Source organism: Halomonas ventosae (genome assembly GCF_004361885.1).
In the GTDB taxonomy this organism is placed as follows: Bacteria; Pseudomonadota; Gammaproteobacteria; order Pseudomonadales; family Halomonadaceae; genus Halomonas; species Halomonas ventosae_C.
Genome location: NZ_SNWH01000001.1, coordinates 211,113 through 223,887 on the forward strand (window position 1 = coordinate 211,113; position 12,775 = coordinate 223,887).

At 65.0% G+C, this 12,775-nt stretch carries 11 protein-coding genes; 5 read left to right on the plus strand and 6 right to left on the minus strand.

What is annotated here, in order from left to right:
- The first annotated feature begins 78 nt into the window (after window positions 1-78).
- From DFO68_RS00940 to cysQ, 4 genes are read left to right on the plus strand one after another with little or no spacing between them, the layout of a single operon-like run.
- Window positions 79-1,050 carry a hypothetical protein gene (locus tag DFO68_RS00940; RefSeq protein WP_166637500.1) on the plus strand — a complete coding sequence of 324 codons (972 nt, stop codon included), beginning with the start codon at window positions 79-81 and terminating at the stop codon, window positions 1,048-1,050.
- On the plus strand, window positions 1,047-2,306 hold the full coding sequence (locus tag DFO68_RS00945; protein WP_133481153.1) for a PqqD family protein: 1,260 nt from the start codon (window positions 1,047-1,049) through the stop codon (window positions 2,304-2,306). Before DFO68_RS00940 ends, DFO68_RS00945 begins: the two co-directional genes overlap by 4 nt.
- Window positions 2,303-3,649, plus strand: coding sequence for an O-antigen ligase family protein (locus tag DFO68_RS00950; RefSeq protein WP_133481155.1), 1,347 nt, complete (start codon window positions 2,303-2,305; stop codon window positions 3,647-3,649). The genes DFO68_RS00945 and DFO68_RS00950 overlap by 4 nt, the downstream gene beginning before the upstream one ends.
- A complete protein-coding gene (gene cysQ / locus DFO68_RS00955; RefSeq protein ID WP_133481157.1) occupies window positions 3,646-4,473 on the plus strand; it encodes a 3'(2'),5'-bisphosphate nucleotidase CysQ in 828 nt (275 codons plus the stop codon). The genes DFO68_RS00950 and cysQ overlap by 4 nt, the downstream gene beginning before the upstream one ends.
- A 30-nt stretch (window positions 4,474-4,503) precedes the next feature.
- Here the strand turns inward: cysQ and DFO68_RS00960 are convergent, their stop codons facing one another.
- The 5 genes from DFO68_RS00960 to leuS form a co-directional block, all read right to left on the minus strand.
- Window positions 4,504-5,397, minus strand: coding sequence for a PA2778 family cysteine peptidase (locus tag DFO68_RS00960; protein WP_243726373.1), 894 nt, complete (start codon window positions 5,395-5,397; stop codon window positions 4,504-4,506).
- Between the two features lie 71 nt (window positions 5,398-5,468).
- On the minus strand, window positions 5,469-5,864 hold the full coding sequence (locus tag DFO68_RS00965) for a PA2779 family protein (RefSeq protein ID WP_133481487.1): 396 nt from the start codon (window positions 5,862-5,864) through the stop codon (window positions 5,469-5,471).
- Between the two features lie 279 nt (window positions 5,865-6,143).
- On the minus strand, window positions 6,144-7,202 hold the full coding sequence (gene holA, locus DFO68_RS00970) for a DNA polymerase III subunit delta (protein ID WP_133481161.1): 1,059 nt from the start codon (window positions 7,200-7,202) through the stop codon (window positions 6,144-6,146).
- Window positions 7,199-7,681, minus strand: a complete 483-nt coding sequence (gene lptE / locus DFO68_RS00975; protein WP_133481164.1) for an LPS assembly lipoprotein LptE — start codon at window positions 7,679-7,681, stop codon at window positions 7,199-7,201. Before lptE ends, holA begins: the two co-directional genes overlap by 4 nt.
- A 36-nt stretch (window positions 7,682-7,717) precedes the next feature.
- Complete coding sequence (gene leuS, locus DFO68_RS00980; RefSeq protein WP_133481166.1) at window positions 7,718-10,312, minus strand: leucine--tRNA ligase; 2,595 nt, start codon at window positions 10,310-10,312, stop codon at window positions 7,718-7,720.
- A 236-nt stretch (window positions 10,313-10,548) separates the two neighbouring features.
- Here leuS and DFO68_RS00985 point away from each other — a divergent pair, with 236 nt between their 5' ends.
- Window positions 10,549-11,064 carry a zinc ribbon-containing protein gene (locus tag DFO68_RS00985; protein ID WP_133481168.1) on the plus strand — a complete coding sequence of 172 codons (516 nt, stop codon included), beginning with the start codon at window positions 10,549-10,551 and terminating at the stop codon, window positions 11,062-11,064.
- A 75-nt stretch (window positions 11,065-11,139) separates the two neighbouring features.
- Here DFO68_RS00985 and DFO68_RS00990 read toward each other — a convergent pair whose 3' ends face one another.
- Complete coding sequence (locus tag DFO68_RS00990; protein ID WP_133481170.1) at window positions 11,140-12,468, minus strand: hypothetical protein; 1,329 nt, start codon at window positions 12,466-12,468, stop codon at window positions 11,140-11,142.
- Window positions 12,469-12,775 lie beyond the last annotated feature (307 nt).

The window sequence follows — 12,775 nt, forward strand, 5'->3', positions numbered from 1 at the left end:
CGAGACGCGATCTCAAGGTTGCGCTTCCGTTACGTCAGCGATGGGTGCTTTTACCCTTCTCGTCTCAGAATTCACCCCGTGGAGGGGGTCATGCCTCGCTTTTACCTGTTCGGCTTTGACACCCTTGCCAATATTGAACTGACTACTTCCATGGCGGAAGCTCCATCGTCGGCGGCTCCCGAGCTCTCTTTTAGCTGCCTGCCGGCTGATTCGGCCGGCAGGCAGGGTTGCACTGGCAATGTCCTCTACCTCAGCAAGCGTCTCAACGGCTCGGGGGAGTCCCGCGTTCAACTGTTCGAGGAGAGCGGAACGACCTGGTTGATGCGATTTCCCGGCATTGCCGACTTTTTCTTGCGCCCGGGAGAGATTGAGTGTCGGCTGGTCGATCCCGCGCTTGCCTTCATGGTCAATGTCCTGCTGCTGGGGCACGTCATGGCCTGCTATCTGGAGCGTCAAGGCATCCTCGCCCTGCATGCAGGTGCACTCGCCGTTGGCGATCATGCCGTGCTGCTGGCTGGCCACAAGGGGGCGGGTAAGAGCACTTTGGTGACCTCGATGGTCACGGCGGGCTTTCCCTTGATGGCAGATGATATCGCCGCCGTGGAAGCGCGCGATGGGAGCGTGCCGTGCCGTTCGGCCTTTCCCCAGCTCAAGCTGACACCCGAGCAACTTGGGTGCTTCATGACGGATGGGGGCGAGTCGTACCCCCGCTTTCACCCGGGGTTTACCAAGCTGAGCGTGCCGGTGGTCGACCTGGGAGCTTTCGACCTTGGGCCTCGTCCGGTTGGGGCGATCTATCTGCTCGAGAGGGAGAGCTGCGACGTCCCTGTCATCGAGAGGCTGCCGCCCGCCCGCGCCGTGGTGGAGCTGGCCAGGCACTCGTTTCTCGGCCACATGCTTGAGCGGACCTCCCTGCAACGCGAACGTTTCGCTCATCTAGCACGCCTGGCACAAGCCGTGCCCGTCAAGCGCTTGCGTTACCCGAATAGCTTCGATCATCTGGCGGATGTGCATGCGGCCATCGCGCGTGACCAGAAGGCTGGTACGTGAGCGCAGTCAACCTCATGGTGCCACTCTATGATGGCACTCGCGTTCCCCCGGAGAGACTCCTCTCGTCGACCGCTCAGCCGGACGTACCTTCGGCTCTCGAGGAGCTGGCGGCGGCCATTCGTGCCAATCCCCTCTGGTCTCGGCTGCCTGGCTTGGTACTGATCGGGCGGTGCGATCCCTCGCCGCTGCTGGCGGTGGCAGGCACCTTTACCGATGAACAGCAGACGCTGATGGTGGAGCTGAGAGAGCACTTGGATGTCCTTCTGTACGAACGTCAGTTTGTCGACTATGCGCAGGCAGAGACCGTGTGTGGCCGGCTGGCAGAGAGACTGGTCGCGGCCTTCGGTGCCGAGTTGCTGGGATCTGCGCAGTTTGCCGCCATTCCCCGCGGTGGCCTGATCGTGCTGGGAATGCTTGCCTACCATCTGGAGCTGCGGCCCGACCAGCTGACCACCTTGGATGCTGCCGATACCGAGAGGACGCTGTTCTTGATAGACGATTGCAGCCTCTCCGGTACCCGGTTGCGAGAAAGTCTTAGCCGCACCCCCGCCGATTCGGTGGTGTTCTGCCCCCTTTATGCCCCAGAGGCGCTCTGCGCCGGTATCGTTTCGCGAGAACCCAGGATATTGGCCTGTTTGTCCGGCGCGACCCTCGAGGATACATCGCCGGCTCCGGGTGAGGCGGGGCATGACGCGTGGCGCCGCCAGCGTCTCGGCCGGCTCGGTGATAACTGCTATTGGCCGGGGCAGACGCTGGGCGTTGCCTTTGCCTGGTGCACGCCGCAAACAAGGCGATGGGATGAAGTGAAAGGATGCTTCATGGAAGGCTGGGATGTGGTGCCGCCATCACGCTCTCTCAAGCGTCGCCTGCTGCTTCGTCGGCTCGAAAACGATGGCGCTGTGGATTATCTGCCAAGACTGATACTGAATATGCCGGTTTCCGAGGCCGATATTCGCGCCGAGGACCGCGTGTTGTGGTGCTGCCAGGGTGATGGCGTGCTTGTTGCTGTGATACCGCCAGAGGCTGACGAAGCCGCCAGCGTGTATGGCTTGGCGGGTATCAGCGCAGAGTTCTGGCAACTGTTGATGACGCAGGGTTCGATGGAGAACACTTTGGCGGTCCTGTTGGGGCGATACCAGGTCTCTCGCCAGCGGCTCGAGGCGGACCTGAACGCCCTGCTGGAGCAGATGCGCATGGCAGGGCTGCTGGTAGAGCGCGATACAACAGCGCACCCGGCCGGAGGTTCGAAGCCATGAAATGGCGAGAGCAAGGTGAGCTTCAAGAGGGTCTGCGGGCTTTACTGCTGTTTCTTTTCGTCGCCCTGTTGGTGGTAGTGCCCTGGGCTCACTGGGGTATGCCCTTGCTGGGATTGGCGCTGTTTGTGCCTTGCACTGTCGCCATGGAGCTTGTGACCGCGCGGAGTCGTCATGCCGGCAGGGCGCCTGCCAGCCTCGAGCGTGATGACTGGCTGTTGGTCGTGGTGTTGCTGGCCTATGGCGGGCTCTGGTTGCTCGATGTCGCGCGCAGTGGGCACTGGCCGCTGGATTCGCCCGGATGGGCGATTCCGCTGCCGTTCTGGCCATGGTTGGCAGCGCTGCTGCTGATATGGTTTCTGCGCCATCCGCCGGGAGTTCGCGCGTTCTGGGTAGCGGTGTGCTGCGGGGCTCTGGGCGCCGGCACGATCGCCCTCCATGAGCGGCTGGTGCTGGGCAATGTGCGGGCCAGCAATGGCTTGAATGCAATTCCCTTCGGCAATCTTGCCTTGCTGCTGGGTGGGCTCTCGCTGCTGGCCCTGCTGTGGTGCCTTCCCCGCCGCCCTGCCAGGTCACGAATGCTGGCGTGTCTGGCCCTGCTGGCGGGGCTGATGGGCATTCTGGGTTCGCTGCTCTCGGGAACGCGCGGTGGCTGGCTGGCACTGCCCTTCTTGCTGGCACTGTGGCTGCGAACCTCTAGGGGCCTGCTGCAGAACGAATGGCGCTATCTCTCGGTTGGCCTGGTGGCCATGCTCATCATTGGGGCAGCGCTTTTACCCAGCAGCAATGTGACCCCGCGCCTGGCGTTAGCTGTAAGCGAAGTGCAACAGTTTCGGGCAGGGGAGACGCATGGCTCGGTGGGAATGCGTCTGGAAATGTGGCGCAGCGCTCTGATGCTCTGGAGCGAGAAGCCACTGCTGGGCTGGGGTGAGGGCGGGGTCGTGCCGCGTGTCCACGCACTGATCAACGATGGCCAGCTCAGCCCGCTAATCAAGCGCTTTGGCCAATTGCATAGCGATATCATCGACACGGCCGCCCGGCGCGGCCTGGTGGGAGTAACGATGCTGCTGATGCTTTATGGGATACCGCTGTGGCTGTTCTGGCGCCGTTTGCGTTCGGCGGGCCCTGTCGAGGTCCAGCTGATGGCCGGGGCCGGCATGATGCTCTGCGTGGCCTATATCGACTTTGGCCTGAGCCAATCGATGCTGCGTGACTCCGTCGGATTGAGCGGTTATCTGGGGCTATGTCTTGCTTGCTGGGTGTCGTTGCGTGCCAGCGAATTGGCCTGGCAACAGGAACGGGAAGTATCCTTAGGGCATTTCCGACATTTCGAGGAGCCGACATGACCGATTTCGTGACCGATGCCCTGCGTGAGCGCTTGCTTGAGGGCGTGCATGCTGCCGGGCGCGAGGTGCTGGCGATCTACGCCGAGGACTTCTCCGTCGAGGCGAAGGCCGACGAGAGTCCACTGACTGAGGCGGACATGGCGTCGCACCATGCCCTGGTGGCGCTGCTGAAAGCGCTCACGCCAGGTGTGCCGGTGCTCTCCGAGGAGTCCGGGGAGATCCCCTTCGAGACACGCCGCCACTGGGCGCGCTACTGGCTGGTCGATCCGCTGGACGGCACCAAGGAGTTCATCAGCCGTAACGGTGAGTTCACCCTCAATGTGGCGCTGGTCGAGAATGGCGTGCCGGTATTTGGCATCGTCCACGCGCCGGTGCTGGTTACGACCTGGGTAGGCCAGGCGGGGCAGGGCGCCTTCAAGTGGAAGAACGAGGAGCGTTTCGCGATCCATGTGCGGGTGCTGCCCAACCCGGATATCGAGCCGTGGAAGGTAGTGGGCAGCCGACGGCACGGTACCGGGGCCTTCGAGACCTTTCGTGAAGGCCTGCCGGCGCATGTCTGCGTCTCCATGGGCAGTTCGATCAAGCTCTGTCTGGTGGCCGAGGGTGAGGCCGACCTCTATCCCCGTCTGGCCCCTACCTGTGAGTGGGATACCGCCGCCGCCCAGGCGGTGGTCACCGCGGCCGGCGGCGAAGTGCTCGACGCTCGCACCCTGCAGCCCCTGCGCTGCAACCAGCAGGAAGACCTGCTCAACCCTGATTTCATTGTCGCCGGGGAGCGTGACGCGCGTTGGGAAAGGGCGCTGAAGGAGGCGCTCGCGGAGTAAGCAGAGAGAGCCAAGGTGGCGCTGGGTCTATTACAGCGCCGCCAGCGCTTCCAGGGCGGGTTGCTGCCAGGGTCCGGGGAGGGCAGCGGCATTCTGCAGGGCCTGGCGAGCCTGACGGGTTTCGCCTTGCTCGCGATGGAGCAGGCCGAGGTTGAGCCAGGCGACGGCCATCTCAGGTTCTTGAGCTACAGCCTGGGCGAACGCCTGTTCGGCGCCTTCGCTATCGCCGTTGGCGTGACGGGCATTGCCCAGGGCGAAGTATCCCATGGCAGAACCAGAATATCGTACCACTAGGGCCTCCCAGGCAGGCAGGCTGGCGGCTGCGCCCTGCACGCGCTCGAAGTCGGCGATGGCCTGCAGGGCTGGCTCGGCTTCTAGGGAGGCGGGTAGCGCGCCTGGCGGCAGGGCGACGAAGGCCCAGCGATCGCTGCGCGCCCAGGTCGCATCAAAGCGCGAGAAAGCGACGCTGCGCTTCGCTGTCATGCCGCTGTGCAGGGTCAGCGTCTGCTCGTCGAGGTCGAAGCCGATGGCCACGGCGTAGTGCCATACCGGCCAGGCCGGCAGGGAGAGGTTCTGCATCACCACCACCGGATGACCGGCGGCAATCTCAGTGAGCAGACTGTCGAAGTTGGGCGCGATCCGAAAGGGGATGTGCCCGTGGCGGCGCACCGTGGCAAGCATCTCGGGCTGCACACTGCCTTGCCGTCCTGGCAGGAAGACCTGGGGAATCAGAGTGTCGACGTCGACCTTCGCCCCTTGCGCCTGTAGCACCATGGCCAGCGACGCCGGCCCGCACTGGTAGTCGCGTTGGGCGTGGAAAGGCACCCCCTCGAGCAGCACTCGTTCGGGCACTTGCTGCCGGGTAGCCTCACTGAGCTGCGGCGTGGTTGCACAGCCGGTCAGGAGCAGCATCGACAGCAACATGACGCCAACGCCCGCGATGCGGGCGTTGGCGTGTCTGCTAGGGCTCGAGGCGAAAGACGGCATCCTTGTCTTCAGCGCGTGAAGGGGTAGACGTCGGTCAGGCCCAGGATGTCGGTGATCAGCAAAATCACGAAGACCGCGAAGAGGGCGCCGACCACGCTGGCACCGGCCGGCAGCTGGTCGAGCTGATCGGCCATGCGGGCGGCTTCCGCATCGGAGAGGGCGGCCACGCGGGCCTTCACCTCGGCGGGATCGACGCCTTGGGCGACGAGCTGCTGCTGGACATCGTCGCGGGCGAGAATCTCATGGATTCGCGCCCGATCCTCCACTGACCGCTCGGCTTTCAGGGCCTCCTGGGTAGTGATCAGGCCTGCGCCGGGAGTGGCCGGTGCGGCAGCGACCGGCAGGCTGGTTAGCACCAGGGCGGTGATCAGCAGTGGGCTGAGGTAACGGCAGAGTGTGTTCATCATGACGGTGTTCCCTTTTCTCGGGTTGGGCTTCCGGCTCCAGGCTCCATCGTTCCTGCTTCCATGCAGGACGACGAAACAGCGATGCCGCTGCAGTATATGATGGAATGCGGCGATATTTCATGCCCTTGTGGGAGGAGAGCAGGGCATTCGTACGTTGATGATCAAGCAATGAGCGATACCACCCCGTGGGAGCTCCGTTTGCTGAGCGGTTGGCGCCGCCATCGCGATCTGACGTCGTGTGCTGAACCGTCGTTCCCAAAAACCCGTGGTGTCAGGTTAGCCGATGCGGTAGGAGGAGGGCTGCTCGGCGAGCAGGCCGCGTCCGCCGGCCAGGGTCAGGGACAGATCATGCAGGCCTTCCCACAGCGGTACGCGGCTGGCGCCCTTGATCGCCAGGTCGAGGCGCTGGGCGAACAGCAGCAGCTTGTGCAGGCGCTTGAGCGGTAGGCGGGCGAGGGCCTGCTGATAGGCGGGGCGTCGCTTTTCGAAGATCGGCGGCTTCTGGGCCTTGCAGGCATGCTCAAGGCTCTGGCCCTGGTCGAGGTGCTGCTGGAGAGAGAGCAGGATGCGCAGCTCCCGGGAGAGCGCCCAGAGCACGATGGGCGCTTCGACACCCTCGCCGCGCAGGCCGGCGATGATTCGCGAGACCCTGGCGCGCTCGCCCTTGAGACAGGCATCCATCAGGGTGAAGACGTCATAACGGGCGCTGTCCTCCACGCCACCGGCGATTTCCCGAGGGCTGACCCGCGCCCCCGCCGGCAGCAGCAGCGCCAGCTTCTGCAGTTCCTGGTCGGCGGCCAGCAGGTTGCCCTCGGTGCGCTCGCCTAGCAGCCGGGCGGCATCAAGATCCAGGGAGAGGCCGTGGCGGGAGGCTCGGTCGCGCAGCCAGAAGCCCAGTCGCGAGGGGTCTACCGGCCACACCGGCACGAAGAGCCCAATCTTGTCCAGCGCCTTGAACCAGGCGCTCTTCTGCTCGCGGTAGTCGAGCTTGCCGGTGGAGAGCAGCAGCACATCGTCGCTGCCCTTGAGGGATTCGGCATAGTCGCGCAGCACCTTGGCGCCTTCCTGGCCGGGCTTGCCACTGCTCAGCCGCACCTCGATCAGCCGTCGCGTGGCGAACAGCGAGAGGCTGGCGGCGGCCTCGGTGAGGCGTCCCCAGGCGAAGTTGGCCTCCACGTGCAGCACCTCGCGCTCATCGACGCCCGCCTGGCGAGCGGCGGCGCGGACGGCGTCGCAGGCTTCCATGTGCTGCAGCGGCTCCTCGCCGGCGACGATCACCACCGGCGGGAGCTTCCTGGCCAGTGCCTCTTGAAGCTTGTCGGGGAAGACCTTCATAGCGCGCGCAGGCGGTCCATCAGCTGGCTCACGGCTGCATTGCGCAGCCTGTCGCGTGCTGCCTGGCGCAGCTCCTCCTGCGCCAGCAGTTCGTCATCGTTGACCATGATTTGTTCGCGAACCGCCAGGCGCTGCTGATCGAGCAGGTAGGCACCGTCGGAACGCCGCTGCACCGAGAAGGGCACTTCAAGGCTCATCTCCAGCTCGCGCGGCCCGCTGTCGAGCACGCTCAGGCGTCGTTCACGGAAGTCTTCCGGGCCCAGGTTGAGCACAAGCGCCGCCTGCTCGTCGACCCGCGTGCCGCTACTCTTCAATCGGCGGGCGACTTGCTGGGCCAGCTCGCTCTCCGCACCTTCCAGGGCCAGGGCATCGATGGCCTCCAATGGCTCGTCGAAGCCGCGCAGGCGAAAGCCGCAGCCGGCCAGCGCCAGGGAGGCGCCAGCGACGAGGCCGATTCGCAGAAAGTGTCGGCGATACATGGGTCAGTCTCCCGTCTGGCGCGATGAAAGGGGCGTTCAGCCAACCACGATATTGACCAGCTTGCCGGGCACCACGATTACCTTGCGGATGGTCTTGCCCGCGATGTGGCGCTGGACATTCTCGGCTGCCAGGGCCTGGGCCTCGATGGCGGCCTTGTCGGCATCGGCCTCGATCTCGAGGCGCGCGCGCAATTTGCCGTTGACCTGCACCACCAGCTCGATGGTGTCGCGTTCCAGGGCGGCTTCATCGACCTGTGGCCAGCGGGCGTCGATCGCCGGTTCATCATGGCCCAGCGCCTGCCAGAGACTGTGGCAGGCGTGGGGAGTGATCGGCGCGAGCAGCAGCACGCAGGCCTCCACTGCCTCACGGGCCACCGCCAGGCCCTGGGGCGAGGTGTCCTCGAACTTCGAAAGGGCGTTGGTCAGCTCCATGACGGCGGCAATGGCGGTGTTGAAGGTGGTGCGTCGGCCGATGTCGTCGCCAGCCTTCTTGATCGTCTCGTGGGTCTTGCGACGCAGCTCGCGCTGGGGCTCGCTGAGGGCAGCCAGCTCTAGCGTGGCGGGCTCGCCGGCGGCGAGGTGCTCGCTGACCAGGCGCCACAGGCGCTTTAGGAAACGATGGGCGCCCTCGACGCCAGTATCGGACCACTCCAGGGACTGCTCCGGCGGGGCGGCGAACATCATGAACAGGCGCACGGTGTCGGCGCCGAAGCGCTCGATCATCGATTGCGGGTCGACGCCGTTGTTCTTCGACTTCGACATCTTCTCGATGCCGCCCATCTCCACCGGCGCCCCATCACTTGCCAGCACGGCGCTGACCGGGCGCCCCTTCTCGTCGCGCTTGACCTCGACATCGGCGGGGTTGAACCACGCCTTGCCGCCGTTCTCGGTGGAGCGGTAGTAGGTCTCGGCGATCACCATGCCTTGGGTGAGCAGGCGCTGGAAGGGTTCGTCGCTCTTCACCAGCCCCAGGTCGCGCATCAGCTTGGTGAAGAAGCGCGCATAGAGCAGATGCAGGATGGCGTGCTCGATGCCGCCGATGTAGAGGTCCACCGGCAGCCAGTAGTCGACCCGCTCGTCGAGCATCGCCTGCATGTTGTCGGCACAGCAGAAGCGCGCGAAGTACCAGGAGGACTCCATGAAGGTGTCGAAGGTGTCGGTCTCGCGGGTCCAGCCGTCGCCGAGGTCGTAGAACTCGGGCATGCGCTTGAGCGGCGATCCGCTGGCATCGACGGTGACCTCCATGGGCAGGGCCACCGGCAGTTCCTCGTCGCTGAGCGCTACCGTCTGGCCCTCGGGGCCGTACTTGACCGGGATTGGCGCCCCCCAGTAGCGCTGGCGAGCCACGCCCCAGTCGCGCAGGCGGAAGTTGGTCTTCACCTCGCCGCGGCCGAGTTCCTCAAGCCGCTTGGCGATGGCATCAAACGCTGCCTCGAAGTCCAGCCCATTAAACTCGCCTGAGTTGATCAGCATGCCGTAGTCGGCATAGGCGCCTGCACAGAGATCTGGTTCCTGGCCGTTGTCGTCGGCGATCACCGGCTCGATGGGCAGCCCGTACTTGGTGGCGAACTCCCAGTCACGCTGGTCATGGGCGGGTACGGCCATCACCGCGCCGGTGCCGAACTCCATCAGCACGAAGTTGGCCACATAGACCGGCACCTCGCGGCCGGTGAGAGGATGCACGGCCAGGTGGCCGGTGGGCATGCCCTGCTTCTCGCGGGTGGCCAGCTCGGCTTCTGAGGTGCCGCCGCGGGCGCACGCGGCGCAGAAGTCGGCCAGCGCCGGGTTGTGCTCGGCGGCCTGCCTGGCCAGCGGATGGTCGGCGGCCACGGCCATGTAGGTGACGCCCATCAGGGTATCGGGGCGGGTGGTATAGACTGCGAGCGGCCCCTCCCCGGTCTCGAGGCCGGAGCCCTCGGCGGGTTTGATATCAAAGGTCAGCTCCACGCCGCGCGACTTGCCGATCCAGTTGCGCTGCATGGTCTTGACCTGCTCCGGCCAGTCGATGCGTTCCAGATCGGCCAGCAGCTCCTCGGCGTAGTCGGTGATCTTGAGGAACCACAGCGGGATCTCCTTGCGCTCCACCAGCGCGCCGGAGCGCCAGCCGCGGCCCTCGATCACCTGCTCGTTGGCCAGCACCGTCTGGTCGACCGGATCCCAGTTGACGGTGGACATCTTCTTGTAGACCAGACCCTTCTCCACCAGCTTGGTGAAGAACCACTGCTCCCAGCGGTAATAGTCGACATCGCAGGTGGCGAACTCGCGGCTCCAATCGTAGGCGAAGCCCAGCGCCTTGAGCTGGCGGCGCATGTAAGCGATGTTGTCGTAGGTCCACTTGGCTGGCGGTACCCCGTTCTGGATGGCGGCGTTCTCCGCCGGCATGCCGAAGGCGTCCCAGCCCATGGGCTGCATGACGTTCTTGCCCTGCATGCGCTGGTAGCGCGAGACTACATCGCCGATGGTGTAGTTGCGCACATGCCCCATGTGCAGCTTGCCGCTGGGGTAGGGGAACATCGACAGGCAGTAGAACTTCTCGCGGCTGGCGTCTTCCACTGCCTTGAAGCACTGGTTCTCGTCCCAGAACTGCTGGGCGTCGCGTTCGGTGTCGTGGGGCTTGTACTGTGCGTCCATCGCTCTGTTCGGGTACCTTGAAAGTCGAGCGCAGCGGCCTGGTGCTGCGCATGTCAGCGGCCCTTGTCCGGCGTCAAGATCCGGCGCCGTGGCGGCGCGAAACCATTGAATTTCCGGCGGGATGTCGTCTAAATGGAATAACTGGCTGTGCGCTAGGATACCCCAGCACGGCGCCCGGCGGCTACGGGCCAACGCTGCCGGGCGCGCAAGCCCCATCGCGATACGAGGAGAGCCACATGAGTGAGCACAAGGATCCGCACCACGACCACCGCCTTCGCGAGGGCTACGAGCGCATGCTCGACCGGCTGCGCGAGGGCGCCGAGGAGCTGACCTGGGAGAGTCTGCAGAAAGAGCTGGACGAGGCGGTGGAGTTCGAGGAAGAGCTGGCGGAGTTCACCAAGGACGAGCTGTCGCTGCTGCGTGCCTGGGTGGAGCGCGACCTTAAAGAGATGCGTCGCTACCTAGGTGCCGGCGGTGAGAGCGTGGCCAGCTGGCTAGGGATCGATCTTTCGATGCTGTCGCGCAAGGTGGTGGAGTCGCTGTTTTCCATCGCCGATCGCAGCGTGATCGAGCGCGAGCGGCTCGAGGACGACCTGGAGGCGTCCCGCGCCGACTACGTGGCTGGCGAGATGGCCGCCCCCGGGCGCATGGCCTGCGTGCACTGCGATGCCCTCGTCGAGCTCGAGGGGGTGACCCGCATCGAGCCTTGCCACCAATGTGGCCATCGCTACTTCGTGCGCGCACCGAAGTAATCTGCCGGATCGCCGCCGCTGCGCGGCGGATCGCGACGCAAGCGATCGCTCCTACAGGGCGGCCTCTCCAATGCCTTAAAGGCTTGTTTCCATCACTAGAATGGCACCCACCACCAGTAGCGTCATGAGGGCGGCATAGCCGAGATTGTGGCGCATCATCGTCATTCCGCTGACGCCGTAGCGCCCTTGCAGCGAGAGGTTGATACCCGAGAGCGGGCCAACGCTGGTGCCCACCGCCCAGGAGGCCAGCGCCACGAAGGCGAACAGGGTCTGACGTTCGGCGTTCAGGTCGAGCATCGAGGCGAGCACCGATACACCAATGATCGGATGCAGGCCAGCCACGGCACTGGCGACGATGGCCAGGAAACTGGCGATGGCCTCCAGGGGGCCGAAGTGGGCAAACAGCGTCCAGTCGCTGCCCGTGGCCGCGGTGATGAAGGTTGAGAGCCCCTGGGTTAGCAGTCCCGCGCAGAGGAACAGCGATATCTCGCCGCGCATGGCGGGCAGCCGGGTCAGGGTGTGCTGATGTACTCGGCGCAGGGTCCAGTGTGGCCCCTGCGGCAGGTTGGTGAGCAGTGCTACGCTCGGCAGCAGGAAGGTGATGATGCTAACGATGGGCAGGTGGGGAGTCAGCACGTAATGGAACAGCATCACCAGGGCCGCCATGCTCACCGGCATCAGTAGGCTCGGCGGCGATAGCGAGAAGCCGGCGGTGTCGGCCAGTTCGAAACGGCGCGACAGTTCGCCGACCGTCAGCAGGCCCGAGACCAGGGCCAGCGGCAAGCCGAAGGCGAGGATGGTGGCATAGTGCATCGCCGGCGTCAGCGTCATCACCACGCCCATGGAGGCGAAGAAGGGTGACCACAGCGCGGCGCTGGTGAGGCCGCGGTTGAGTCCCAGCAACTGGGGTGTGGAGAGCGGGGCACGACGCTCGAGACGGTCGCCAACCATGAACACCGTGGAGAGATTGAGAATCGAGCCGAGCAGATGCACGCCCAGCCAGGTGCCCAGCATGCCGCGGGTTCCGGTTAGGGCCTTGCCCGACGGACGTGACCGCCCGCGCAGGTTGCCGATCAGGCCGATGAAGCTGACGCCGACCAGCATGGTGACCACATAGGTATTGCCGTCGAGGATACCGGCCCAGTCGATGCTGGCGTCGTGCCAGCTGCGTGTCAGTACCAGCAGCCCCAGGCCGATCGCCGCGAGAATCCCGGCTTGGCGGCGAGTTCGCCGGGGAATGTCGACCCACAGCAGCGCGGTGGCCAGCCACAGGCAGTAGCCCACCGCATGTGCCAGGGGGAAAAGGTTGGTGAGCTGTGCTATCTGCAGAATCAAGCCGGCCAGCACCAGCCCTCCGGCCAGGGCGCGACGCGGGACGATGCTTGTCGCGGGAGTGTCGGACACGCAGGAGGTTCCTGTGGCAAATGCTAAGCAGTCTAAACAATTCCTGGCGTGTCTGTCCTGGGAGTAGGGTGGCTTACTAAAAATAGGTTCTTCGCAAATCGGCGTGAAAACAGCGGGAGTGTCGCGTAGGACGGATAAGCCGGAGGCGCATCCGGCATGACGATGGTGCCCTCGCCATGCCCGGTGCGCTGACGCTTACCGGGCCTACAGGGTCGGATGGCCAGCCGGTATCGTGTGGTCAATGATCACGCCAGTCTGCGATGAACCTAAACATAACCCCGTCGCCACTTCGCAACGGATCGCAGCG

Coding starts and splice junctions, on each gene's coding strand:
- DFO68_RS00950 (WP_133481155.1), top strand. CDS start 2,303: ATGAAATGGCGAGAGCAAGGTGAGCTTCAAGAGGGTCTGCGGGCTTTA.
- cysQ (WP_133481157.1), top strand. CDS start 3,646: ATGACCGATTTCGTGACCGATGCCCTGCGTGAGCGCTTGCTTGAGGGC.
- DFO68_RS00960 (WP_243726373.1), bottom strand. CDS start 5,397: ATGTTGCTGTCGATGCTGCTCCTGACCGGCTGTGCAACCACGCCGCAG.
- DFO68_RS00965 (WP_133481487.1), bottom strand. CDS start 5,864: ATGAACACACTCTGCCGTTACCTCAGCCCACTGCTGATCACCGCCCTG.
- holA (WP_133481161.1), bottom strand. CDS start 7,202: ATGAAGGTCTTCCCCGACAAGCTTCAAGAGGCACTGGCCAGGAAGCTC.
- lptE (WP_133481164.1), bottom strand. CDS start 7,681: ATGTATCGCCGACACTTTCTGCGAATCGGCCTCGTCGCTGGCGCCTCC.
- leuS (WP_133481166.1), bottom strand. CDS start 10,312: ATGGACGCACAGTACAAGCCCCACGACACCGAACGCGACGCCCAGCAG.
- DFO68_RS00985 (WP_133481168.1), top strand. CDS start 10,549: ATGAGTGAGCACAAGGATCCGCACCACGACCACCGCCTTCGCGAGGGC.